This is a genomic window from Methylomonas paludis (assembly GCF_018734325.1).
GTDB lineage: Bacteria > Pseudomonadota > Gammaproteobacteria > Methylococcales > Methylomonadaceae > Methylomonas > Methylomonas paludis.
Window position 1 is genome coordinate 3,548,006 of record NZ_CP073754.1, and the last position, 25,431, is coordinate 3,573,436.

Consider the following 25,431-nt stretch of genomic DNA (forward strand, 5'->3'; position numbering starts at 1 on the left):
ATATACAATGCAATTAAATCCATCAGAAATAAGTGATCTAATCAAAAAGAAGATCGAGAATTTCGACGTCAATCTTGAGTCGCACACCGAAGGTACTGTGGTCAGCGTTACCGACGGTATTGTTCGGGTTCACGGTCTGTCGGAAGCAATGCAGGGCGAAATGCTGGAATTTCCCGGCGGCTCTTACGGGATTGCCTTGAACCTGGAAAGAGACTCTGTCGGTGTGGTCATGCTGGGTGCTTATCAGCACATCACTGAAGGCGACACTGTCAAATGTACCGGCAGAATTTTGGAAGTTCCGGTCGGCCCGTCCTTATTGGGCAGGGTAGTCGATGCTCTGGGTAACCCTATTGACGGTAAAGGCGCGATAGACAGCAATCTGAAATCTCCAATCGAAAAAATTGCTCCCGGCGTTATCGCCAGACAATCGGTAGATCAACCGGTACAAATCGGTTTGAAAGCCATAGATTCGATGATTCCAGTAGGTCGCGGTCAACGCGAGTTGATTATCGGCGACAGACAGACCGGTAAAACCGCTATTGCCGTTGATGCCATCATCAATCAAAAAGGCACCGGCATTAAATGTATTTATGTCGCTATCGGTCAAAAAAGATCCTCCATCGCCAACGTGGTGCGCAAGCTTGAAGAGCATGGCGCACTGGAACACACCATCGTGGTGGTTGCTTCCGCTTCGGAATCAGCTGCGCTGCAATTTATTGCGCCTTATACCGGTTGTTCTATGGGTGAATACTTTCGCGACATCGGCGAAGATGCCTTAATCATTTATGACGATTTGACCAAACAGGCTTGGGCCTATCGGCAAATTTCGCTGTTATTGCGCCGTCCGCCAGGTCGTGAAGCTTATCCTGGGGATGTGTTTTACATCCACTCGCGTCTGCTGGAACGTGCCGCTCGTATCAATGCCGAAGAAGTTGAAAAACTGACTAACGGTGCGGTTAAAGGCAAAACCGGTTCATTGACCGCTCTGCCTATTATCGAAACCCAAGGCGGCGACGTATCGGCTTTCGTACCAACCAACGTTATTTCGATCACTGACGGCCAGATCTTTCTGGAAACCGGTCTGTTCAACTCCGGTATCCGTCCTGCGGTAAACGCCGGTCTGTCGGTATCGCGGGTAGGTGGTGCAGCGCAAACCAAAATCATTAAAAAACTCGGCGGCGGCGTGCGTCTGGACTTGGCTCAGTACCGCGAATTGGCGGCATTTGCCCAGTTTGCTTCCGATTTGGATGAAAGCACTCGTAAACAGATCGAAAGAGGTCAACGCGTTACTGAACTGATGAAACAAAACCAGTACGCGCCATTATCGGTCGCGGAAATGGCTGTTTCCTTGTATGCCGCCAATACCGGCTTCCTGGATAACCTGGAAGTCAACAAAGTCCGTGATTTTGAAGCGGCGTTGCTGGCGTTTTTTAAAGCCGAAGAATCCGCTTTGTTGGCTAAAATCAACGCAACCGGTGACTTCAGCGATGAAATTAAAAATGGCATTCATAATGCCATAGAACGTTTCATTAAAACCAGTACCTGGTAAGGAACGGCAGATGGCTGTTGGCAAAGAGATACGTACCAAGATAGCGAGTATTAAAAATACTCAGAAAATCACGCGGGCCATGGAAATGGTTGCCGCCAGCAAGATGCGTAAAACCAAAGACCGTATGCAGGCTTCCCGGCCTTACTCAAAACGGATTTGCCAGATTATTAATCATCTGGCTCATGCCAACCCTGAGTATAAACATCCGCTGATGATAGAACGCGAAACCAAACGGATAGGCATTATAGTCATCAGCTCCGACCGGGGTTTGTGTGGCGGCTTGAATGCCAATTTGTTCAGAAAGGTTTTGATTGAAATTCAGCAATGGAAAAACAGCGGCATTGAAGTTGATGTCTGTACCATAGGTAGCAAGGCCGCGGTTTTTTTCAGCATGATCCGGGCAAATTTGCTGGGGCAAGTCTCTAAATTGGGCGACACTCCACATCAGCAGGACATCCTGGGTGTTATCAAAATCATGCTGGATGCTTTCAGCAACGGCGAAATTGATCGTTTGTATGTGATCAACAATGAGTTTGTTAATACCATGACTCAAAAGCCGCTGATTCAGCAGCTGCTGCCGGTTGTTGCCGAAAATGATCCGACTGCCCGTAACGGTCAATGGGATTATCTGTACGAGCCGGGGGCAAAAGAGGTATTGGATCAATTGCTGAAACGCTATATAGAGTCTATGGTTTATCAGGGTCTGGTTGAAAACAACGCCTGTGAACAGGCTGCGCGCATGGTTGCCATGAAAAGCGCCTCCGATAACGCCGGTAATATTATTAAAGAATTGCAACTGATATACAACAAAGCCAGACAGGCAGCTATCACCCAGGAAATCTCGGAGATTGTTGCCGGTGCAGCTGCTGTATAACAATTTCACAGGCTTAGCTAGAATTTTAATGAGGACGACACAATGAGTTTGGGTAAAATCGTTCAGATAATTGGTGCAGTTGTTGACGTGGAATTTCCACGCGACAGCCTGCCTAAAGTATATGATGCGTTGAATGTTGATAACGGTCTGGTATTGGAAGTACAGCAGCAGTTGGGCGACGGCGTAGTCCGTACCATTGCGATGGGCACCACCGACGGCTTAAGCCGGGGTATAGGCGTCAGCAATACCGGTGCAGCTATTAAAGTACCGGTAGGTCAGGCTACTCTTGGCCGTATCATGAACGTACTGGGCGAAGCCATAGACGAAAAAGGCCCGATTGGTGAACAGGAAAAATGGGTAATCCACCGTGACGCTCCCTCTTATGCCGATCAAGCGCTTGCCAACGAACTGCTGGAAACCGGCATCAAGGTTATTGACTTGGTCTGCCCGTTTGCCAAAGGTGGTAAAGTTGGTCTGTTCGGCGGTGCCGGTGTAGGCAAAACTGTTAACATGATGGAATTGATCCGTAACATCGCTATCGAACATAGTGGTTTTTCGGTATTCGCCGGGGTTGGTGAACGTACCCGGGAAGGTAACGATTTCTATCACGAGATGACTGATTCTAATGTTATCGATAAAGTATCTCTGGTGTACGGTCAGATGAATGAGCCACCCGGCAACCGTTTGCGCGTGGCGCTGACCGGTTTGACCATGGCTGAATATTTCCGTGACGAAGGCCGTGACGTACTGTTCTTTGTGGACAACATCTACCGTTACACTCTGGCTGGTACCGAAGTTTCGGCGCTGCTGGGGCGGATGCCATCTGCGGTAGGTTATCAGCCAACTTTGGCTGAAGAAATGGGCGTACTGCAAGAGCGGATTACTTCCACTAAGACCGGTTCCATTACCTCGATTCAAGCGGTTTATGTACCGGCTGACGACTTGACCGATCCATCGCCGGCCACCACTTTTGCCCATTTGGATGCGACTGTGGTATTGTCACGGCAGATTGCTGAGCTGGGTATTTATCCGGCTATCGATCCGCTGGATTCCAGCAGCCGTCAGTTGGATCCACTGGTAATCGGCCAAGAACATTATGATGTAGCTCGTGCCGTACAGGGCTTGCTGCAACGTTATAAAGAATTGCGCGATATTATCGCTATTTTGGGTATGGACGAGCTGTCTGAAAACGATAAATTAATCGTATCCAGAGCCCGGAAAATTCAAAGATTCCTGTCGCAGCCTTTCTTCGTTGCGGAAGTATTCACCGGCTCACCTGGTAAATATGTATCCTTGAAAGATACCATTGCCGGTTTCAAAGGCATCATCAACGGTGATTACGATAGTCTGCCCGAACAGGCTTTCTACATGGTCGGCACCATAGACGAAGCTATCGAAAAAGCCAAAGGTGTTTAAGCCTACTTTATTACGGAGAGTTTTAATATGGCTATGACTATCCATGTAGACATCGTCAGCGCTGAAGCAGAAGTGTTTTCTGGTTTAGTGGAAATGGTATTTGCCCCCGCCGAACTCGGCGAAGTTGGTATTGCGCCACGCCACGCCCCATTGATTACCACTTTGAAGCCAGGTGAAGTCAGAGTCAAAATCAGCGGTAAGGAAAGTCAGGAATTTTATGTCTCTGGCGGTTTACTGGAAGTACAGCCTCATCTGGTCACTGTACTGGCCGACACGGCCATTCGTGCTCATGACCTTGATGAAGCTGCCGCTCTGGAGGCTAAAGCGCGCGCTGAAGAAATGCTGAATGACAAATCCGGTAAATATGACTACGCTGTAGCCAAATCCGAATTGGCCAAGGCATTGATCCAACTTAAGACACTGGATAGATTAAGAAAACGCGGCTCGTGAAGCTTTTCTGAATATGCCCATAAGCCCGATCACGTACGCGTGCTCGGGCTTTTTTGTTTTGGAACAGTCTAATTTAATTTATGTCTATAAAAACCATTATTCTCGCAGCTGGTCAAGGCACTAGAATGCGTTCCTGTCAAGCTAAAGTTTTACATGAAATTGCCGATAAGGCCTTATTGCGGCATGTCTATGACACCGCAGCCGGCTTTGCCGACAACAAGATTTTCGTAATCTACGGCCATGGCGGGGAACAGGTTAAACAAGTGTTGGCCGATATTGATGTGCAATGGGTGGAGCAGCGCCAGCAATTGGGTACTGGCCACGCTGTCCAGCAGGCCATAGAATATATTGCTGATGCTGATAAGGTATTGATATTGTATGGCGATGTACCCTTGCTGAAACACAGTACCCTGGCCGCGCTTTTAGAGCAGGTTAATGAACGTAGTCTGGCACTGCTGACAGTTGAGCTGGACGACCCTACCGGTTATGGCCGCATCATCCGTGATGAACGAGGTGCTGTACAAAAGATTGTCGAGCAAAAAGATGCCAATGCCGCCGAACTGACTATTAGGGAAGGCAATACCGGGATTCTGGCTTGCTATGGTTTGGCCTTAAAACAATGGTTGGCTCGCTTGAGCAATGATAATCAACAGCAGGAGTATTATCTGACTGATATTATTGAAATGGCGGTTGCTGATGGCATTCAGGTAAAAACTAGCCGCGCAGCCGATCAGGATGAAGTGCTAGGCGTAAACAACCGCAGTCAGCTGGCTCATCTGGAACGGGTTTATCAAACAGCACAGGCCGAACGTCTGATGCTGGCCGGGGTTAGTTTACGTGACCCACAACGCATTGATGTCAGAGGTGAATTTGCCGAACTTGGTCAGGATATCAGCGTAGACGTGAATGTCATTTTTAGCGGTGTCAATCGGATCGGATCGGGAGTCAAAATAGGCGCAAACTGCATCATTCATAATGCCACGCTGGCCGATCATGTTGAAGTGTTGGCTTTTAGCAGCATAGACGGCGCCAGCGTCGGCAGCCATAGCCGGATAGGCCCCTACGCCCGGCTGCGTCCGGAATCTGAATTGGCCGAGCATGTACATATCGGTAATTTTGTCGAAATCAAAAAATCCAGTATTGCTACCGGCAGTAAAGTTAATCATTTAAGCTATATCGGCGACAGTGAAGTTGGTAGCCAGGTCAATATAGGTGCAGGTACTATTACCTGCAATTACGATGGTGTGAATAAATTCAAAACCGTGATAGGCGACGGTGCTTTTATCGGTTCTGACAGTCAACTGGTGGCACCGGTCACCATAGGCAAAAACGCGACTATCGGTGCCGGATCGACCATCACCAAAGATACGCCGGATGATCAGCTGACTTTAAGCCGGGCTCAACAGCTGAGTATCAGTACCTGGCAACGTCCGAAAAAGGGGTAAACACCATGTGTGGCATAGTAGCGGGAATTGCACAGCGCAATGTAGTACCGATTTTACTGGAAGGCTTAAAACGCTTGGAATACCGGGGCTATGATTCCGCCGGTTTGGCGGTGGTAAACGACAAGCAGATTTTTCGTAAACGCGAACTTGGTAAAGTAAAAGGTCTGGAAACTCTGCTTAGCCAGGATCCAATCAAAGGTCACCTGGGTATTGCCCATACCCGTTGGGCTACTCACGGCAAGCCCAGCACTGAAAACGCCCATCCGCACATCAGTCAGGACAATGTCGCGGTCGTGCATAACGGTATCATTGAGAATCACGAACAATTGCGCACCGAACTGAAGCAGTACGGCTTTCGATTTACCTCGGAAACCGATACCGAAGTCATCGTGCATAAAATTGCCGAATTTCTGCAAAACGGCCTGAGTTTTGTACAAGCCGTTAAAAATACCGTCGCCATACTTAACGGCGCTTATGCGCTGGGCGTTATTTATAGCTTGGACCCTGATAGCCTGATAGCCTGTCGGCGCGGTAGCCCACTGGTGATTGGCGTTGGTATCGGCGAGTTTTTCATTGCTTCCGATATTGCCGCGCTATTACCGGTTACTCGGCGGTTTATCTTTCTGGAAGAAGGTGATCTGGCGGTATTAAAGATCGACGCAGTGGTGATTTATGATAAAAACGATGCCATTGTCAGCCGCCCTATCGTCGAGAGCCAATTAAAAGCCGATGCCGTGGAAAAGGGCCAATACCGCCACTATATGCTCAAGGAAATATATGAACAGTCCTGGGCTATTTCCGAAACGCTGGAAGGCCGGTTTCTTGATAAGCAATTGCTGGACAGCGCATTCGGACACAATGCCGGTTTGGTATTCGATCAGATAAAATCAGTACAAATCCTGGCCTGCGGCACCAGTTATCATGCGGGTCTGGTGGCTCGTTACTGGTTTGAAACCCTGGGCAGAGTGCCTTGCAATATTGAGGTTGCCAGTGAATTCCGTTATCGGAATCCGGTGATTACTCCGGACACTCTGGTGGTAACTATCTCCCAATCCGGCGAAACTGCAGATACCCTGGCCGCTCTGCTGGAAGCCAAACGCCTGGGTGTCAAGCACGCGCTGGCAATTTGTAATGTCCCGGAAAGCTCTTTGGTCAGAGCTTCCGATCTGGTACTGCTGACCCGGGCCGGGCCGGAAATAGGTGTGGCATCCACCAAAGCATTTACTTCACAACTGGTGGCGCTATTAATGCTGGTGGTGGCGGTAGGCAGACGCTTCGGCATGAGCCCGGCCCTGGAGCAGGAGGTGGTAAGCGAATTGTTTACCGTACCCGGCAATATTGAAAAAGTCTTAAAACTGGATGCCAGTATTGAATTATTGTCACAACGTTTTGCCGATAAACACAATGCGCTGTTTTTAGGCCGTGGTACCCATTACCCCATTGCCCTGGAAGGTGCATTAAAGCTGAAAGAAATTTCTTATATTCACGCCGAAGCCTATCCGGCCGGTGAACTAAAACATGGGCCCTTGGCATTAATTGATGCGGAAATGCCGGTGGTGACAGTAGCACCCAATGATTACCTGCTGGAAAAGCTTAAATCCAATATTCAGGAAGTCAGCGCCCGCGGTGGTCAATTAATCGTATTTATGGACGAGGCCCTGGGCGAAAGTGATGAAGAAAATATTCAAATCATCAAGATGCCCAGTGTCAGCCATATCATTTCTCCGATTATATACACCATACCGCTGCAATTACTGGCCTATCATGTGGCGGTGCTGAAAGGCACTGACGTGGATCAGCCGCGCAATCTGGCTAAATCGGTAACAGTGGAATAAGCTGGCTGCATATGAAAGTTTCTTTTGAAATTGTCCCGAGAAGCTGGTCGGCATTTAGCGAACAGTACCGCTTTGTAGAGTCGCTGGGCTCCGCTATTAATATTATTAATGTTCCGGATATTCAACGTTTTTCGATTCGTAGCTGGGAAGTGGGCAGCCAGATCAATACCCGGCAATATCAATATATTCCGCATCTGCGCGCCATTGATTTCAAGCTGGAAGGCAGCGCTTTATTCCGAATTGTTGAAGAACACCAGCTTAGTGAATTATTGCTGGTGTCCGGTGATCCGCCGGAGGGTCTGAAACGCGAATTTTATAATACCAATGTGGTGGATTTGATTCGGGTGCTGAAGCGGCGTTTTCCTGAGCTGAAGATTTACGCCGGTTTTGATCCGCATCGCCAGGGTTTACAGGACGAATGCCAATATATTCAGCGTAAAATAGATGTCGGCGCCGGTGGTTTTTTCTCGCAGCCATTTTATGACCCGCGTCTGATTGAAATTTATGCCGATTATCTGCAAGGTCAGGATGTCTATATTGGTATCAGTCCCATCACCAGTCCGGCATCAATGAATTACTGGGAAGTCAAAAACAAAGTCCTGTTTCCGCGCAGCTTTCGACCTGATTATGCCTGGAATATCGATTTTGCCAACCAGGTGCTTCAGACTGCGGCGACGGCTGGTTTAAATATTTATTTCATGCCGATCAGAATCGATCTGCAAAAGTACTTCAGTCAAATCAAATTTCCCGGCTAAGCAGCTTAAATGCTGCTGATACCAAGGGCGCATCTCCGCGTTTTGCGCCTGACATCGCCATTGCTGTAGAAAATGCACTAATAGTGTCTAAACAAGACGACTCAGACAAAAAATGCCAAGTCCGGCAGATAATGTTTAGCAAAAATAGTGTAGAGTGGTTACTATAAGCTGACTGGCCAAAGTTTCAGGCATCATGAACCCAGTCCTTACGCTCATGACCAAAAATAAATCTATCCCTAAGTGTTATCTGTCATGTTAAAACATTTTTTAAAGTCTACAACAGCAGTTATCTTGTTAGGCTTAAGCTTGGCTTTTGATGTTTATGGCAAAAGTGTAGAAATCGGGATTGATGAGACACTGGCGATTTTTTATCAGCAAAACCTGGATTTGATTGCCGCCCAATATAATATAGAGCAATCTCGCGCCGATCAATTAATTGCTGGTGCAATTCCAAATCCCAGCATAGGCTTGCAATTTCTGGAACTGGCCGGCCGACCAAATATGGGCAGCTCTGCTCAGGGTTGTAATCCCAGCCCGACATCCTCATGCGGTATTGCTCAATATTATTCGTTCAGCCAATTGATAGAAATGGCCGGTAAACGCGGCTTGCGCATCCAGAGCAGCGGCTTTGCCACCCAGGCCGCTGAAAGCGACTTTCAGGACGCGGTGCGGGTTTTTTCCAATATGGTCAGAGACAGCTATTTTCAATTATTACTCAGCCAGAAAAATCGTTGGCTGGCCCAGGAAATCGTCAACCATTATCAGCAAATCATTGCTGCCAATAGTTTACGGTTCAAGAAAGGCGATATTGCCGAATCTGATTTTTTACGAGTAAAAATGGAAGCCATGCGCGCACAATCTGATTTGGATAACGCCCAAACAGCTGTGGAACAGGCTCAGGCTGGTTTGGCTGTGATTCTGCGCTGGCCAGATAATAGTTTGCTGTTTGAAGCCAAGGAAGATTGGCCATTAATGCTGGACATCGGCCAAAGTCTGACCAAAAACGATTTGATAGACAAAGCCATGAACTTACGACCGGATTTACAAGCCGACAAACACCGGCTTGCCCAGGCTGAAAAGGAACTGGAATTGGCGCGTCGTTTGAAATATCCGGATGTCACCGTTAATGCCGGTTATGCCCATGATCCCAGCAATAATAATCTTAACTCTTTCTTCGTCGGGCTAAATCTGCCGGTACCACTGTTTTACCAATATCAGGGTGAGTCTGATAAAGCCGCCGTAAATTTGAACCAGAATCGTCTGGCGGTAGAGCAAACCCAGCTTGGCATCCGCAACGATGTATTAAGTACTCTGGCCGCATGGCAAAGCGCGGATAAAATCGTACAGCGTTTTCAGTCTGGTTTACTGGATGATGCGCTGTCTGTACGTAACAGTTCGGAACTGGCGTATAGTAAAGGTGCAACCGGGGTGCTGGATTTTATTGAGGCCCAACGCAGTTATAAAAATGTGATGCGCGATTATTTTGAAGCCATGGTTAATCGTACCAATGCCTATTATGACTTTGCTAAAGCCCTGGGGTTGGAATCACAACCAGAAACGGCAAGCACTAAAACCTTTTCTCGGCCGGAATCTGAATAAGGACAACTAGCTTAATAGTCTAAATCTTTGGCTAAAATTCACATGCTATATGAATAAATACCTGCACTTACCTAAAAAACCATACCTGCTGGGCTTAGCGCTGGTCGTCCTGCTCAATGCCTGTTCATCGGCACCTGATGCCCAGCCAGCCAAACCACCTAGGGCTCCGACATCCGGGGAAGTGATTCTGGATGCCAATTCCCCCAAAAAGGCTTATGTAAAAGTTGCTGCGCTGGCATTGGAGCAACACCCTCTGCTGCAACCATTGGCCGGTAAGATTGTTTATGATGAAAGTTTAACCTCACGCATCAGCTCCCCAGTAGCCGGTCGGGTTATCAATACCCCACTGGCACTGGGTAGCCCGGTTCAGCCCGGAACCACCTTGCTGGAACTCAGCAGTCCGGATGTAGCCGATGCTGAAGCGGCTTATATTAAAGCCGATGCCGATTTGGTGCTGGCCAATAATATACTGCAACGCCAGCAACAGCTTTATGAGGGCAAAGCCATCGCCTTAAAAGACCTGGAACTTGCTCAGGACGGTTATCACACTGCCCAAAGCGAGTTGCAACGCGCTCTAAACCGGCTAAAAAACCTGCATATCAATCCGCATCAAAGTGATGGCCGGTTTGCGCTGCGCGCCAATCTGCCCGGCATCGTGGTTGAGCGTAGTGTAAACCCCGGCATGGAAGTACGCCCCGACCTTGATACGCCCTTATTCGTGATTTCCGACATTAAAAAACTCACGGTACTCATGGAAGTTTACGAAGTTAATATAGGAAAAATCAAACCCGGCCAAAAATTATCGGTCACGGTTCCGGCCTATCCTGACCAAGAATTTGCCGCCACTGTACGCTACATAGGCCAAGTTCTGGATGAAAACACCCGAACTGTACAGGTGCGCTGCGATTTGCCGAATTCGGATGGGCGTTTGTTGCCGGGCATGTACGCCACGATTACTATAAAAAGCGCCCCTGATGATCAGGCGATTCTGATCCCGCTGACCGCCATTTTTACTGAGGACGATGCCGATTATGTATTTGTGGAAATCGCTGAAAATCATTATAAACAGCGGGCCGTGGAAATCGGTTTGCGCTTAAAGGACAAGGCTGTGATCAGCTCAGGTTTACAGCCCAATGAACGCCTGGTAACTGAAGGGGCTTTGATGTTACGTACCGAAGAAGAAGTGGAAACCGATGTCAAAACTGCTCAATAATTTTGTATCCAGAGTCACCAAATGATAGAACATATTATTGCCTTTTGTCTGCAACAACGCCTGATGGTTATCGGCGCCATGCTGGCCATTGTGGTTTCCGGGATTATTGCTTTTGAAAAGCTGCCGGTTCAGGCTTTTCCTGATGTGCAAAACGTGTTTGTGCAAGTGGTTACCGAATTTCCCGGCCAAGCTCCCGAGGAAGTTGAAAAACTGATTTCTCTGCCGATAGAGCGGGTGATGAATGGTTTACCGCATTTGATGAATATGCGTTCGATATCCATTTTTGGTTTGTCCGTGGTTACCCTGACCTTTGACGATAGTGCCGAGGATTATTTTTCCCGTCAACAGGTGTTGGAACGCTTACGTGGTGCAGATATTCCCGGCACCGTGCAGCCTCAGTTGGGACCGCTATCCACCGGCATCGGCGAAATATTGCGCTATGTGGTAGAAGCCAAACATTTGCCGCTGACCGAACAAAGAGCGCTGGAAGACTGGGTAATTGAACCCAAGATTCGTTCCGTGCAGGGCGTGGCTGATGTGGTTGGTTTTGGCGGCGGCATTAAGGAATATAAAGTTTACGCCAAACCAGACCGCCTGAAAAATTATCGCATCAGTCTGACTCAGGTTTTTGATGCGATTGCCGCCAATAATGCCAATACCGGAGGCGGTTATATTGAACACGGCGACGAAGCCCTGGTGGTCAGAGGCGTGGGTCTGTTAAAAACAGCCGACGATATTGGCGAAATTGTGGTGGACAGTCATGACGGCGTGCCGGTGCGCATCAAGGATGTGGCAGAAATCAGCGTTGGCCCACAACCGCGTACCGGCATCGTCGGTATGAATCAGCATAATGATGTCATCGAAGGCATCGTGTTGATGATTAAAGGCCGCGATGCGGTCACGGTACTGGAAGGTGTTAAACAAAAAATTGCCGAACTGAATGATTACGGCCTGCCGCCGGGAGTAAAAATTAAGCCGATCTATGATCGTACCGAACTAGTCAAACACACTGTGCATACCGTTGAGCATAATATGCTGGAAGGGGCTACTCTGGTGCTGGTGATACTGATGGTATTTCTGCGCCGCTTCCTGCCGGCTCTGCTGGTGACCCTGAGTATCCCGGTATCTTTGTTATCAGCCTTTATTTTGCTGGATTTCAGTGCAATTTCCGCCAATCTGATTTCACTGGGCGCTATCGACTTCGGCATCATTGTTGATGCTGCCGTGGTGATGGTGGAGGCGGTGATGGTGCAGGTAACCCTGGATTTACAGCGTAATGCCGATTTACGCCACATGCGTCAGTCGCTATTGGTCACCGCTACCGAGATGGGCCGGCCCATCTTATTTTCTCAGGCCATTATCATCACGGCTTTTTTACCCATTTTTACTTTTCAGCGCGTGGAAGAAAAAATATTTTCGCCTATGGCTTTCACGCTCAGCTTTGCCTTTATGGCCTCCATGGTCTACAGCCTGACCTTTGTGCCGGCAATGCTGACTTATTTATTGGGCCCTAAACTGGCGGAACGCCATAACCAGTTGGTACATGCCATGCAGTTCCATTACCGTCGCCTGCTGGAATGGGTGCTGGAACACGTACGCACTGTTTTTATTACTGTGGTGGTAGCTTTGTTATTGAGTTTATTATCCTTGCGAGTGATCGGCACCGAATTTATGCCCAAGCTAGACGAGGGTAATATCTGGTTGACCATCACCCTGCCGACCCCGGTTTCATTAACTACCGCCAAAGAGTTTGAACAGCAGGTTCGGGAAAAACTGGAGAGTTTCTCCGAGGTCAAAATGGTGGTGACACAATTGGGCCGCCCCGAAGACGGCACCGATCCCAAGGGCTTTAATAACCTGGAAATATTGCTGGATCTGTATCCTAAACCAACCTGGCGTTATAAGAAAAAGGATCAGTTAATCCAGGCCATTGACCAGGAGTTGTCGATATTTCCCGGCATCCGCTCCAACTTTTCCCAGGTAATCCAGGATAATGTTGAAGAAGCCATCTCCGGGGTAAAAGGCGAAATAGCCATCAAAATTTTCGGCAGCGATCTGGACATTTTGCAAAACCGCGCCAATCAGATCACCCGGATTCTGGAATCCATTCAGGGAGCCACCGATGTTGCTGCCGAACAGCAGGCCGGTTTGGCCCAGGTGATTATTGATATTGATCGCAGCAAGGTTTCCCGTTACGGTATCAATGTCGACGATGTGGAAAAAGTCATTGAAATCGGCATGGGCGGTAAAGCTGCCTCCCAGTTTCTGGAAGGTGAGCGGCGCTTTGATATTACCCTGCGTTTTCAGGAAAACGCCCGTAATTCGGTATCCGGACTGGAAGCATTAACGGTATTGACCCCCAGTGGTCAACGTATCCCTTTGGCGGAACTGGCCACTATCAAGGTCAATCAGGGAGCATCCCGCATCAGCCGCGAAGACAATATGCGCAGAATTGCCATCAAATGTAATCTGATTGATCGCGATCAGGGCAGCTTTGTCGCCGAAGCTCAACAAAAGGTGGCGGAACAAGTGGATATCCCGCAAGGTTATCATATTGTCTGGAGCGGCCAGTTTGAAAACCAGCAACGCGCTATGAAACGCCTGTCGGTCATTGTACCCATCAGTCTGGGCCTGATTTTTATTCTGCTGTTCTGGGCATTTATGTCCATCAAAAACGCCTTGCTAATTGTTATGAACGTACCGTTTGCCATGATAGGCGGCTTACTGATCCTGTTGGTTACCGGGATTAATTTAAGTGTATCGGCGGCAGTGGGGTTTATTGCCTTATTTGGGGTTGCTGTTCAAAATGGCGTGATTTTAGTGTCACAATTGAATAAACTGCGCAGAGAGGGATTATCTTTGCATGACGCGATAGTCAATGGCGCAGTCGGTCGCTTGCGCCCGGTGGTAATGACCGCCTCCATGGCCATGCTGGGTTTATTACCGGCGGCTTTATCGACCGGCATCGGTTCAGAAACCGCAAAACCTTTTGCGGTGGTCATTATCGGCGGTTTAATGACCTCCACATTATTAACATTGACCCTGCTGCCGGCACTCTATCGTTATTTTGCAGAAGCCGAAGAACTGTAAAGGATGGTTATGAAAGAAATTCGCGCCTATATTCAGCCCCATAAACTCAGCCAGACTACGCTGGCGCTGATTAAAATTCCCGGCTTTCCCGGTATGACGGTCAGCGATTGCGAAGGATTTGGCCGGGAACGCACCGAACACAATCAGGATTACAAACCTTATATATCCAAAAAGCGTATCGAAATATTCGCCCCGGATAATCTGGTCGATATTATTTTTGACACGCTGATGAAAGTGGCACACAGCGGCCATCATGGCGATGGCAAGGTTTATGTGATAGATGCCGAGAAAGGCGGGCGGATTAGTAGTGGGGAAATTGCGGTTGATTTGGGTTAAATTATCCTAGTTGATCCAGCACACAACCAAACTTTGCTATAAGTACCTATCAGAAATTAATACTTTCCCCCATCACCTGCTGCAATACCAGCTCAATGGCTGCTTCCTGCTGATCCGGCGGGTATTTGTAGTTGCGCAGGATGCGTTTAACCATTAGCCATAAGTTTGGAGCGAACACTTTCCCGTTGCGACCAATCCACGCTGAGATTCTGGCGCAGATTTTCAGCCAGTTCATGGGCGATATTTTTCAAGATTTCATCCGATAATTCGCGAACAGCCGAGGCATCGTAAAAGCGGATTTCGGCTGCGTTAAAACCTAGCGAGTAGCCACGACTGGAACTCATTCCGGATTTACTGTTTGTAAATCTGAATCTGGTCAAACGCCTTCCAAATACCCGTGTTTTCATCGGCTGGTTTTTTAACTCCAGTAACACCAACGCCAATACATTAACAAAGGCTATGTTTGTGTTAATAGTTGATTTTGGTTCAAGCGGTACAGGAATCCCCCTGACCCAGCTTTGATAAAGACTACACTGCGAACCCCTCGATTCCACTACGTTGCATCGAGGCTACGGGTTTCACCGTCTTTTTGATACTGCACTGGCCACCGTTGACCAATAGTTGATGAAAACAGCGATTTGCTACAAGCTGGACAGGCATTCCTGGATTCAAACCGGACATGCGCTGCCCGCAAACGCTTCAGCTTTGTTCATTCAAGAATAATTTTCCCTAAAATTCAATCCTCAAATGACGAGATCAGTTATAAACCTCTATAAATTGATGAAAAACATTTTCCTGACAACTCCATCAGCCATTAAGACTATGCAAACAACTCACGCATTTTTTGGCCAGGATGTTCGGCACGCATAAAGGCTTCGCCAACCAGGAAGGTGTAAATACCATGCTCGGTCATCAGCTTGACATCTGCCTGGGTGTGGATGCCGCTTTCCGTTACCACCAGCCGATCCGCCGGTACGCTGTTTTTCAATTCCAGGGTGGTTTGCAATGATACTTCAAAGGTACGCAGATTGCGGTTGTTGATGCCTATCAGTTTGGTATCCAGTTTTAATGCCCGTTCCAATTCGGCGGCATCATGTACTTCCGCCAGGACATCCATGCCCAGCAGTTTGGCGGTTTCCGCCAGTTCCTGCAACTGGTCGTCGGACAGGGCCGCGACTATCAGTAATATGCAGTCTGCACCCAGAGCGCGGGATTCATAAATCTGATAGCTGTCTATCATGAAGTCTTTACGAATCACCGGTAACGGACACCTTTCTCTGACCATTTGCAGATGGGCTTCTGCTCCCTGAAAAAACTGCTTGTCGGTGAGTACTGACAGACAGCTGGCACCATTAAAGGCATAGTCCAGGGCAATTTCCAGAGGTTTGAAATTCTCCCGGATCACGCCTTGGCTGGGCGAAGCTTTTTTAATTTCGGCAATAATAGCCGGTTTACCGGCATCGGCTTTACTGCGCAAGGACTGATAAAATCCGCGCGGGCTGCCGACTGTTTGCGCATAATCTTTTAAGGCATCGACAGGCAGATTGAGTTTGCGACTAGCCACTTCTTCTGATTTTTTTGCCAATATGGTTTTTAAAATATCAGGGGTGTCGATGTTAGTCTGGTTCATGCCGATGTTCTCTTGATTAAACAATATTAGTAAAAAATTTAATGGGGTTTGCCGTTAAGCACTCAGGCCGTTTTATGCTCTGCATAAAAGTCGGCGGCACTGGCCGCGGTAAACGGCCAGCCCAACCATAGTCCACTGGGCTGATGCCAAAGTACCGGAATCAGCCAGGCAAATTCTGTTTGCCATTGCGGATGCTCCATAATTTCGGCATGCTCAAAGGCTATGCCAAGCTCTTGCAGAATCTGCTCGGCGGTTTCGCATAAATGACAGCCCAGCGTGCCGATCAGAATAAACTCCATCATTAATGTTTGGTAATTTTATCCAGATAGCCCATAAAAAAAGCGGAGATAACCAGAGCCAGATGGATGATGACATACCACTGCAATCGGTCGCTGGCAATGGCTTCGATATTCATAAATACTTTAAGCAGATGTATCGAAGAAATAGCGACGATAGAGGAGGTCACTTTGGTTTTCAACGAGCCATAATCATGGGTGCCCAGCCAGGCCAGTTTTTCCGTGCTGGTTTCGATATCAATCCGGGATACAAAGTTTTCGTAACCGCTGAACATGACAATCAGGGTCAAACTGCCTACCAGAGTCAGATCGATAAAAGTCAGCAGTTTCAGTATGACTTCGCCATCCGGCATATCCAGAATATGCGGGATAAAATGCCACAATTCCTGGAAAAATTTGATGCCCAGCGCCAGCAATATCGCACTCATGCCCAGGTACAAGGGGGCCATGATCCAGCGGCTGGCATACATGGCGCGTTCCACAAAATGTTCTATACCCTGTGATATCGACATAAACGGTACCTAATGATGTAAATGGGCCGACAACCAGCGCTCGGCAACTTCTACATTGAGGCCTTTGCGTCGGGCGTAATCGTGTAACTGATCTTGTTCAATTTTGCCGACATTGAAATACTGGGCACCAGGGTGGGCAAAATACCAGCCGCTGACTGAAGAAGCCGGGCTCATGGCAAAGCTTTCGGTCAATTCAATGGTGGTTTGCCGGCTGACATCCAGCAAGTCAAAAAGTTTGGCTTTTTCAGTGTGATCCGGACAGGCCGGATAACCCGGTGCCGGGCGGATACCTTGATAAGCTTCGGCAATCAGGGCAGTATGGTCGTGGCTTTCCTCGGCGGCATAACCCCAGTGCTGTTTTCTGACCTGTAAATGTAGATATTCGGCAAAAGCCTCAGCCAGTCTGTCGGCCAAGGCTTTGAGCATAATGGCACTGTAATCGTCATGCTGGGCGGCAAATTCAGCCAGTTTGGTTTCAATGCCGATACCGGTAGTGACGGCAAAACCGCCGATATAATCAGCGATACCGCTGTCCACCGGGGCGATAAAATCGGCCAGGCAATAATTGGGACGACCAGGTGTCTTGACGTTTTGCTGGCGCAAATGATGCAGCACCTCGCGCTGTTGGGTACGGCTGTCGTCAGTATAGACAATAATGTCATCATCAAAGCTGTTAGCCGGGAAAAAGCCGATTACGGCTTTGGCGGTCAGCCATTTTTCGCTGATGATTTGTTTGAGCATGGCCTGGGCATCGGCAAACAGTTTTACCGCTTCGCTGCCCACCACTTTGTCGGTGAGAATTTCCGGATAATGGCCGGACAATTCCCAGGTCTGGAAAAACGGTGTCCAGTCTATATAGGGGGCCAAGACTTCCAGCGGTAACTGGTCGATACCCTGATGGCCTAAAAACTCAGGTTTTTGCGGCTGATGACCGGCGTGATCAAATTTGTTCTGGCGCGCCTTGACCAGATCATGCTGCTGATTTTTGGCATGACGGCCCTGATGACGTTCGCGCACCACCGCATATTCAGCGCGGGTTTTTTCAATATAATCGGCCTGCATCTCAGGGCTGAGCAAGGCCCCCACCACGCCAACACAGCGCGAGGCATCGGAAACATAAACGCTGGCACCGCTATAATTGGGGGCAATTTTCACTGCAGTGTGGGCACGGGAGGTGGTGGCGCCACCGATCAGCAAGGGTATGGTAAATCCCTGGCGCTGCATTTCCTTGGCGACATGTACCATTTCATCCAGTGAAGGCGTGATCAGACCGCTCAGGCCGATGATATCCACATTTAATTCTTTGGCAGTGCGCAAGATAGTTTCAGCAGGTGTCATTACCCCCAAATCTATCACTTCATAATTATTGCACTGCAATACTACCGCGACGATATTTTTGCCTATATCATGCACATCGCCTTTAACTGTGGCAATCAGCATTTTGCCGTTGGTTTGACGCTCACCATCAGTAGCACTATCCATATACGGCAACAAATAAGCCACTGCTTTTTTCATGACCCGCGCTGATTTGACCACTTGCGGCAGGAACATTTTGCCTTCGCCGAATAAATCGCCCACCACATTCATGCCGGCCATCAACGGGCCTTCGATAACATGCAGGGGTTTTTCCGCCGCTAGGCGAGCTTCTTCGGTATCCGCGTCGATAAAATCGGTAATGCCTTTTACCAGTGCATATTCCAGCCGTTTATCCACCGGCCAGTCACGCCACTCCAGTGTTTCCTGGCGCACGGCCTGACCGCTGCCGCGATATTTATCAGCAATTTCCAGCAGTTTTTCGGTAGCATCATTGCGCCGGTTCAGAATTACATTTTCGACGATATCGCGCAACTCCAGCGGGATATCGGCGTATATGGCCAACTGACCGGCATTGACGATACCCATATCCATACCGGCATTGATGGCGTGATACAAAAACACGGCGTGTATGGCTTCCCGTACCGGATTATTACCCCGGAACGAAAACGAGACATTGGACACACCACCGGAAATCAGGGCATGCGGCAGGGTTTGTTTGATGACCCGGGTGGCTTCGATAAAATCCACACCATAATTATTATGTTCATCAATACCGGTGCCTACCGCAAAGATATTGGGATCAAAAATAATGTCTTCCGCCGGAAAACCGATTTGCTGAGTAAGAATTTGATAAGCACGTTGGCAAATTTCAATTTTCCGGGTCTGGGTATCAGCCTGACCTTGTTCATCAAAGGCCATGACAATGACAGCCGCGCCATAACGGCGCACCAGCTGGGCTTGTTTGATAAAACTGGCTTCGCCTTCTTTCAGGGAAATGGAATTGACGATGCCTTTACCCTGGATGCACTTCAGACCGGCTTCCAGGATGTCCCATTTAGACGAGTCCAGCATTACCGGTACTTTGGCGATATCCGGTTCGGCAGCGATCAAATGCAGAAAACGCACCATTGCCGCTTTGGAATCCAACATACCCTCATCCATATTGATATCGATGATTTGCGCGCCGTTTTCCACCTGTTGCTTGGCAACATCCAAAGCCGCTTCGTAATTTTCCTCAATAATCAATTTCTTGAAAGCTGCAGAACCGGTAACATTGGTGCGCTCACCAACATTGACAAACAAGCTGTCCGGGCCTATGGTCATAGGCTCCAGGCCCGATAACAGACAACGCTTGGGCAATTCCGGAATCTGGCGTGGCGGATAGGCACTAACGGCTTCGGCAATCGCACGTATGGTATCCGGAGAAGTGCCGCAGCAGCCGCCGATAATATTCAGATAACCGCTGGCTGCCCAGTCGGCCAGTTCCGCGGCCATTTCTTCCGGTGTTTCGTCGTATTCGCCAAATTCGTTGGGTAAACCGGCGTTGGGATGCGCCGAAATATAGGTATCACAAATCCCCGACAATTCTTCAATATACTGGCGCAGCTCTTTGGCGCCCAGCGCACAGTTAAAGCCGATCGAAATCGGTTGTATGTGTTTTAATGAGGCCCAAAATGCAGCCACGGTCTGACCGGACAGGGTGCGACCTGAAGCATCGGTAATAGTGCCGGAAATCATCACCGGCAATTTATAGCCCAATTTGTCAAAGGTTTCAGCTACGGCAAAAATGGCAGCTTTGGCATTTAAGGTATCAAATACCGTCTCAATCAGAATAATGTCTGCGCCGCCTTCGATCAGACCCAGGGTGGCTTCGGTGTAGGTTGCCACCAAATCATCAAATGTGATGTTACGAAAGCCTGGATCGTTGACATCCGGCGACATGGATGAGGTGCGATTGGTCGGGCCTAATACCCCGGCCACAAACCGGGGTTTATCCGGTGTCAGTGCGGTGAATTCCTCGGCTGCCTGTTTGGCCAACCGCGCCGCCGCCACATTGATTTCATAGGCCAAGGCTTCCATCTGGTAGTCGGCCATAGCCACCTGAGTGGCGTTAAACGTATTGGTTTCGACAATATCGGCACCGGCATGCAAATAAGCACGATGAATGGCACTAATAATATCCGGCCTGGTGAGTACCAATAAGTCATTATTGCCTTTCAGATCGGTTGGCCAATCGGCAAATCGGCTGCCGCGATAATCCTTTTCAGCCAGCTTATAGCGCTGTATCATGGTGCCCATCGCCCCATCCAGAAGTAAAATACGCTGGGACAAATGCTGAATTAATGGTTGATTAGTGTTCACTGGCCTGACATTAAGATAAAAAAGCGGAATGAAAATGACGCGAAAATGATTTTGTATTGTTTACTCAAGAAAAAAAATGACTAAAACCAATCTGCTGCAAGTTGTAAAAAGCGTGATTTCCGCATTCATAGGTGTACAAAGTAATAGCAACAGGGAACACGATTTCAAGAACGGCTCTTTACCTGCGTTTATTATCGTGGGCTTGATCGCGACCTTGGTGTTTATTTTAGCCATCGCGAAACTTGCATCACTCGCTACCGGGCAATGAATTCAAGCTCATGCTGGCAACCGGGGATGGTGGAAGTTTGCCAATGCCGTCATGAAAGCGGCTGGCGACTGGTTGAAGCCCCTTATTCTCTGGAGCCCAAAATCTCTCCAGTTCAACAAGGCGGCTACCCAGACCTGACGATATGTTGATCTTGCGCCCGATACAATTTAGTGCGGCAAACCCGGAGGATTTATCAGGGTTTGCCGCAAAATTTTAGTCGTTGGTTTTAAAACTGTTTTTAATGCTGACAAACACTTCCTTGATACCGCTAAACAGATTAACCGGAGTCAGGGATTGTTTGGTAATGAATTGGGTACGCACCAGCGCAACCACCAAAACACTGGCAACAGATGGAAACAACTCACAAACCACCGGCATGAAGAAACCACCGGCACCTTCCTGAGTTTTGCGGTCACCTACATCGGTCAGGCTTGGATCATATTCACCGCCGATATCTTTGCCGTTCAACGCATCGATAATCTCAATACAGAACAGTTCGACCAGAAATTCCGTGGTAAAAAACAGCACTGCTGTGCCGGCAACCCACCAGAGCAGATTGCGGTTTTTTACCTGAATCAGCGTTTGGTAGACCCAAATCGCTGTTAAAATCATAATTACACCACCAATCATATTGTTTTTCCTCTCAACTTGTTTTTATTGTTATCAGAATTGTCAGATGCAGCATACTACTCATATTATACCCGGATGGCAATTTATGCCGCCATCTTTGTTTATTAGCTATCAATTACTTGACTTTAGAGGCATCTGAAGTAAGATATGGCCTTCGACCGCCAACACATTGGCAAATTTTTTTATAACAACTAGACTAAAGGTAGGAGGCACCCATGGGAGCGATCTTAGATTTAACAGAATTGCTGAAAGAACCGTCAGGTATGATTGGTGCGGTTGTGATTATCGCCGCTGGATATTTTTTCGTAAAATGGGTGTTCAAAGAGCCTACGGACGAAGAATAAGCTGATTGCTATTTATATAGCAGTTCAGAAGGCGGCTCGGGTTTACCCTTAGCCGCCTTTTTTATTGCCTAAAAAATCGAAGCCCGGCATAAATACCTTATAATTCGTACATTTTTTACCCCGCCGAACTCAAAAATGTACCGATTTCTCATTTCCAAAATCTCTGCACTTTATCAAAAGCAAGTGCCGGCTACCGGTATTGGTCTGTTCCGTATTCTGTTCGGACTGGTAACCTTACAGGAAATACTGTTCCTGATTTTTTTCAACCATCTGATATTCGATCCTATCCCGTTTCTGGATGTGGAATTTCCGATGATTGTGTTTTTTCTCTGGATATGGGCGTTAGTAGCACTGGCCTTAACCCTGGGTTATCGCTGTCAGCAAGCCAGCATCGCCAATTATCTGTTCTGGCAGATATTCGTCAACTTTACCCCCATGCAACGCGATTTTGACGGCGGTTTTGACCTATTCATGATAGGGGCCAATTTTTTCCTGATTTTTATGCCCACAGACCGGGCTTTCAGCCTCGACAGCCTGCGAAAAAAACTGGCGACACCTTTTGTCCACTACCGGGAATATCCTGCCGTCCAAGTTTCAGTTTTGACTTATTATCTGCCGGTCAGCATTTGTCTGGGCTTTTTGTATTTTGATTCCGCCATTCACAAAATGTTTGCCGAACATTGGCGCAATGGCCTGGGAGCCTGGCTGCCTTCTTCCATACCCTACTATATGTCGGCCCTGGATATGTCCTGGCTACTGAATCAGGAAATTCTGCAGAAAGTTATTGGTTACACCATTATCGTCTTTCAGTTCAGCTTTTTGGCGCTGTATTACCGACCCCGCTTCAGACCCTGGTATTTTTTGGTGGGTGCTGGTTTACACTTGGGCATTACCCTGTCGTTCAACATTTACCCATTCGGCATCGGCATGTTGATTTTCTACAGTCTGGTAATACCGTTTGCCTGGTATCGCCAAATCGGCAAGCTATTACAGGCCAAACAGCCTGGATTGACGGTGTTTTACGATCAGCAATGCCCCTTATGCTGCCGCACCATTCTGATTCTGAACCATTTTGATGTATTGCATGGTGTGGACTTCAAATCGGCCCAGCAATATGCTCAGCAATATCCGGCCCTGCAAAGCCTGGATCAACAGCAGTTACTCACCGACATTTATGCACTGGACAGCCGGGGCCGGCTATATGCCGGCGTAGCCAGCTACGCCCAAATTCTGATTGCCATGCGTTATACCGCCCCCATAGGCTGGTTGCTGAACCTGCCCGGCATTTACCAACTGGCCAGCAGCCGTTACCGGCAAATTGCCGACTCTCGGTTGAGGCTGAATTGTGACATCAGCTGTATTAATCCGATCGCTCCCCAGTTTGAAAAGACTCTGTATGAGCGCATATTTGTCGCAGAAACGCCCGCTGCGACGAAAAAAAGTGTGTACGGTATCTACAAACTATTGTGCCTGATTATCGTGCTGCAATTGAACAGCAGCATTCATTACGGCTTATTGTACCGCTGTCATGTCGGCACCCGGCAAAATCCCATAGGCACAGTGATCACCGATATGAGTAATGCCGTACTGATGTTGTCCAATACCTTTCTTGGCATCACGCCCCATGCATTATATCTGCATGATCATTTTGCCGGCTACGAAGATTTATTAGCCATCACCTATCTGGATAGCCAGGGTGTTGAGCACTGGTTGCCGTTCGTCAATGAACAGGGTCGCCTGCTGGCTCCCAACTGGGGCCGGGTACATTCGATGTGGGCCAATATCGCCGTTACTCCGAATATTCAGGAACCCAGATTGAAAAAATTTATCATGAAAGTAACTGCGTTTTGGGGGATAAAATCCGGTCTGGAACTGGATAAAACCAAATTTTTGCTCAAACGTAAAAAAATCCGCGCCCCATTCGTTTGGGAGCCGGATCTACGGGCCCAAAACTTGTCCGGCGCTTGGCAGACCATAGGTTACGCGCAATGGCGGGGTAAGGAAATTAACATCGAGCTGCCCGTCGATATTGAAAATTTTAACTGAACAGTTAATTAAGATGCCTGAGGGTATTGCATCAAGGGTTTTGTCATGATATAAATTTTGCGTGCTTTTTTTTAAGTACACTTAAAACTAAAAAAACAATTTACCTGGAGGATGTAATGAAAAAAGTATTTTCTGTATTGGCTATGGTTATGATGATGGTTACTCTGACTGCCTGCATGGATGATCCAGATCTCGGCAACAAAAAGCCAGCTAACTACGGTAGCGGCGCTGCACAACAAAAAGGCTAATTCGGTAGTGGCCGCCTTTGCGGCTGACCGTATTACAACTAGTGTAAGGCTCGCAAATGCGAGCCTTATGCTTTTGTGGATAGCCTAATCTAGTTTTGATTAAAAAGTATTTCATTGCCTCCCCTCACTTGGCGTGATATAAAAGCCGGGTGTGTTTGAAAGAACCCACAATAAATATAAAAACTTTTATTTGGAGGATGTTATGAAAAAATTATTGTCCCTGTTGGCAATGGCGCTCATGATCGCGGGTTTAAGCGGATGCATGGATAACCCAGATGGTTCTAAACAAAAAGTTGCAGGTTCATCCTCAACTTCAATTAGACTGTAAAGTTTACAGGAAGGCCCGCCACATCGAGCGGGCCTTCATGAAGTTCCCCTCTCAGTTATCCCTGTTCGAGCATTTTCTTCGGCAATTCTCTGCATCGCTTGCAAAATCCATAACTCCGCTTCAGCATTTATCTCTTTGGATTTTTTACCGTGGGTATCTATCGGTGCGCCGATTTTAACTTTTATCACGCCTGGATATTTTAGAAAGCTGTTTCTAGGCCAAAACTCCCCGGCATTATGCGCCAACGGTATCACCGGAAAGCCGGATTTTTGCGCCAGCATAGCGCCACCGGCATTGAATTTTCCGCTTGACCCCGGCGCAACTCGCGTCCCTTCTGGAAATACCAATACAAACATGCCTTCCTGTAATCGTGCGGTACCCTGGTCGATTAACATACGCAAAGCTTCTTTCTGATTTTGCCGGTCTATGGCTATCGGTTTTAGAGTGGCCAGCGCCCAGCCGCCAAACGGTATTTGTAATAGCGATTTTTTCAGCACGGCGGTCTGTGGCGAAATAAATTGGCGTAGTGCGATAGTTTCCCAAGCTGATTGATGTTTGCTGAGAATAATGGCGCCACCAGCGGCTGGAATATTTTCCAGACCTTCCACTTCATGACTCAAACCACAACACAGCTTAAGCACCCTCATTAGCCAATCTATCCAGATACCGGCAATTTTATAACGTACTGTAAACGGCAGTATCACACCGGCCAGTACCAGAATTCCGACTACAGGTGTCGAGAGCAGGATATAGATAAAAAACAGGGTTGAGCCCAAATAGACCCGGAAATCAGCCGGTCTAGATAATGTGGCATGCTGCGTCATAAAGATTCTCAAAAATGGGGAGATTTAGCTGTGAATTATTTTTCAGGATTTGCAGAGCGTTACCA

General features: G+C 48.0%; 24 protein-coding genes. 16 read left to right on the top strand and 8 right to left on the bottom strand.

All coding sequences use genetic code 11. The annotated features are described in order from the left end of the window. Window positions 1–7 precede the first annotated feature (7 nt). The 11 genes from atpA (at window position 8) to KEF85_RS16260 (ending at window position 14,562) form a co-directional block, all read left to right on the top strand. Entirely contained in the window at window positions 8–1,549 is a 1,542-nt protein-coding gene (gene atpA, locus KEF85_RS16210) for a F0F1 ATP synthase subunit alpha (RefSeq protein WP_215582288.1), read from the top strand. A 10-nt stretch (window positions 1,550–1,559) separates the two neighbouring features. After that, a complete protein-coding gene (atpG, locus tag KEF85_RS16215) occupies window positions 1,560–2,423 on the top strand; it encodes a F0F1 ATP synthase subunit gamma (RefSeq protein ID WP_215582290.1) in 864 nt (287 codons plus the stop codon). 42 nt (window positions 2,424–2,465) lie between these two features. Then, window positions 2,466–3,839, top strand: coding sequence for a F0F1 ATP synthase subunit beta (atpD, locus tag KEF85_RS16220; protein ID WP_215582292.1), 1,374 nt, complete (start codon window positions 2,466–2,468; stop codon window positions 3,837–3,839). Between the two features lie 27 nt (window positions 3,840–3,866). Beyond that, complete coding sequence (locus KEF85_RS16225) at window positions 3,867–4,289, top strand: F0F1 ATP synthase subunit epsilon (protein ID WP_215582294.1); 423 nt, start codon at window positions 3,867–3,869, stop codon at window positions 4,287–4,289. Window positions 4,290–4,369: 80 nt separating this feature from the next. Next, on the top strand, window positions 4,370–5,734 hold the full coding sequence (glmU, locus tag KEF85_RS16230; RefSeq protein WP_215582297.1) for a bifunctional UDP-N-acetylglucosamine diphosphorylase/glucosamine-1-phosphate N-acetyltransferase GlmU: 1,365 nt from the start codon (window positions 4,370–4,372) through the stop codon (window positions 5,732–5,734). Window positions 5,735–5,739: 5 nt separating this feature from the next. Continuing rightward, complete coding sequence (glmS, locus tag KEF85_RS16235; protein ID WP_215582299.1) at window positions 5,740–7,569, top strand: glutamine--fructose-6-phosphate transaminase (isomerizing); 1,830 nt, start codon at window positions 5,740–5,742, stop codon at window positions 7,567–7,569. An 11-nt stretch (window positions 7,570–7,580) separates the two neighbouring features. Beyond that, entirely contained in the window at window positions 7,581–8,324 is a 744-nt protein-coding gene (locus KEF85_RS16240; protein WP_215582301.1) for a methylenetetrahydrofolate reductase, read from the top strand. 252 nt (window positions 8,325–8,576) lie between these two features. Continuing rightward, complete coding sequence (locus KEF85_RS16245; RefSeq protein WP_215582303.1) at window positions 8,577–9,923, top strand: TolC family protein; 1,347 nt, start codon at window positions 8,577–8,579, stop codon at window positions 9,921–9,923. Between the two features lie 49 nt (window positions 9,924–9,972). Then, window positions 9,973–11,136 carry an efflux RND transporter periplasmic adaptor subunit gene (locus tag KEF85_RS16250; protein ID WP_215582305.1) on the top strand — a complete coding sequence of 388 codons (1,164 nt, stop codon included), beginning with the start codon at window positions 9,973–9,975 and terminating at the stop codon, window positions 11,134–11,136. A 21-nt stretch (window positions 11,137–11,157) separates the two neighbouring features. After that, window positions 11,158–14,226 carry an efflux RND transporter permease subunit gene (locus KEF85_RS16255; RefSeq protein WP_215582308.1) on the top strand — a complete coding sequence of 1,023 codons (3,069 nt, stop codon included), beginning with the start codon at window positions 11,158–11,160 and terminating at the stop codon, window positions 14,224–14,226. Window positions 14,227–14,235: 9 nt separating this feature from the next. Further along, window positions 14,236–14,562: a P-II family nitrogen regulator gene (locus tag KEF85_RS16260; RefSeq protein WP_215582310.1), complete on the top strand. Its 327-nt coding sequence runs from the start codon at window positions 14,236–14,238 to the stop codon at window positions 14,560–14,562. A gap of 49 nt (window positions 14,563–14,611) precedes the next feature. Here KEF85_RS16260 and KEF85_RS16850 read toward each other — a convergent pair whose 3' ends face one another. The 6 genes from KEF85_RS16850 to metH all read right to left on the bottom strand — a co-directional run bounded on the left by KEF85_RS16850 (window position 14,612) and on the right by metH (window position 20,678). Next, on the bottom strand, window positions 14,612–14,716 hold the full coding sequence (locus tag KEF85_RS16850; protein WP_246534989.1) for a type I restriction enzyme endonuclease domain-containing protein: 105 nt from the start codon (window positions 14,714–14,716) through the stop codon (window positions 14,612–14,614). Continuing rightward, the gene (locus KEF85_RS16855) at window positions 14,709–14,906 is read right to left on the bottom strand and encodes a type I restriction enzyme endonuclease domain-containing protein (protein WP_246534990.1); all 198 of its coding nucleotides are present in this window, start codon (window positions 14,904–14,906) and stop codon (window positions 14,709–14,711) included. Before KEF85_RS16855 ends, KEF85_RS16850 begins: the two co-directional genes overlap by 8 nt. A gap of 476 nt (window positions 14,907–15,382) precedes the next feature. Then, the gene (gene trpC, locus KEF85_RS16270) at window positions 15,383–16,192 is read right to left on the bottom strand and encodes an indole-3-glycerol phosphate synthase TrpC (protein ID WP_215582311.1); all 810 of its coding nucleotides are present in this window, start codon (window positions 16,190–16,192) and stop codon (window positions 15,383–15,385) included. Window positions 16,193–16,254: 62 nt separating this feature from the next. Continuing rightward, window positions 16,255–16,494 carry a glutaredoxin family protein gene (locus KEF85_RS16275; protein WP_215582313.1) on the bottom strand — a complete coding sequence of 80 codons (240 nt, stop codon included), beginning with the start codon at window positions 16,492–16,494 and terminating at the stop codon, window positions 16,255–16,257. Continuing rightward, entirely contained in the window at window positions 16,494–17,000 is a 507-nt protein-coding gene (locus tag KEF85_RS16280; RefSeq protein ID WP_215582315.1) for a TIGR00645 family protein, read from the bottom strand. The genes KEF85_RS16275 and KEF85_RS16280 overlap by 1 nt, the downstream gene beginning before the upstream one ends. 9 nt (window positions 17,001–17,009) lie before the next feature. Beyond that, complete coding sequence (gene metH, locus KEF85_RS16285; protein WP_215582317.1) at window positions 17,010–20,678, bottom strand: methionine synthase; 3,669 nt, start codon at window positions 20,676–20,678, stop codon at window positions 17,010–17,012. A 76-nt stretch (window positions 20,679–20,754) separates the two neighbouring features. Here metH and KEF85_RS16290 point away from each other — a divergent pair, with 76 nt between their 5' ends. Continuing rightward, window positions 20,755–20,946 carry a DUF2970 domain-containing protein gene (locus tag KEF85_RS16290; RefSeq protein WP_215582319.1) on the top strand — a complete coding sequence of 64 codons (192 nt, stop codon included), beginning with the start codon at window positions 20,755–20,757 and terminating at the stop codon, window positions 20,944–20,946. Between the two features lie 213 nt (window positions 20,947–21,159). Here KEF85_RS16290 and KEF85_RS16295 read toward each other — a convergent pair whose 3' ends face one another. Next, window positions 21,160–21,576, bottom strand: coding sequence for a hypothetical protein (locus tag KEF85_RS16295; protein WP_215582321.1), 417 nt, complete (start codon window positions 21,574–21,576; stop codon window positions 21,160–21,162). 215 nt (window positions 21,577–21,791) lie between these two features. Here KEF85_RS16295 and KEF85_RS16970 point away from each other — a divergent pair, with 215 nt between their 5' ends. The 4 genes from KEF85_RS16970 to KEF85_RS16980 all read left to right on the top strand — a co-directional run bounded on the left by KEF85_RS16970 (window position 21,792) and on the right by KEF85_RS16980 (window position 24,542). Next, on the top strand, window positions 21,792–21,920 hold the full coding sequence (locus KEF85_RS16970) for a hypothetical protein (RefSeq protein ID WP_281413654.1): 129 nt from the start codon (window positions 21,792–21,794) through the stop codon (window positions 21,918–21,920). Window positions 21,921–22,055: 135 nt separating this feature from the next. Beyond that, window positions 22,056–23,966, top strand: coding sequence for a DCC1-like thiol-disulfide oxidoreductase family protein (locus tag KEF85_RS16300; protein ID WP_215582323.1), 1,911 nt, complete (start codon window positions 22,056–22,058; stop codon window positions 23,964–23,966). A gap of 116 nt (window positions 23,967–24,082) precedes the next feature. Next, complete coding sequence (locus KEF85_RS16975; protein ID WP_281413655.1) at window positions 24,083–24,214, top strand: hypothetical protein; 132 nt, start codon at window positions 24,083–24,085, stop codon at window positions 24,212–24,214. A 202-nt stretch (window positions 24,215–24,416) separates the two neighbouring features. Beyond that, entirely contained in the window at window positions 24,417–24,542 is a 126-nt protein-coding gene (locus tag KEF85_RS16980) for a hypothetical protein (protein WP_281413656.1), read from the top strand. Window positions 24,543–24,577: 35 nt separating this feature from the next. Here KEF85_RS16980 and KEF85_RS16305 read toward each other — a convergent pair whose 3' ends face one another. Beyond that, the gene (locus KEF85_RS16305) at window positions 24,578–25,366 is read right to left on the bottom strand and encodes a lysophospholipid acyltransferase family protein (RefSeq protein WP_215582325.1); all 789 of its coding nucleotides are present in this window, start codon (window positions 25,364–25,366) and stop codon (window positions 24,578–24,580) included. Between the last annotated feature and the right edge of the window lie 65 nt (window positions 25,367–25,431).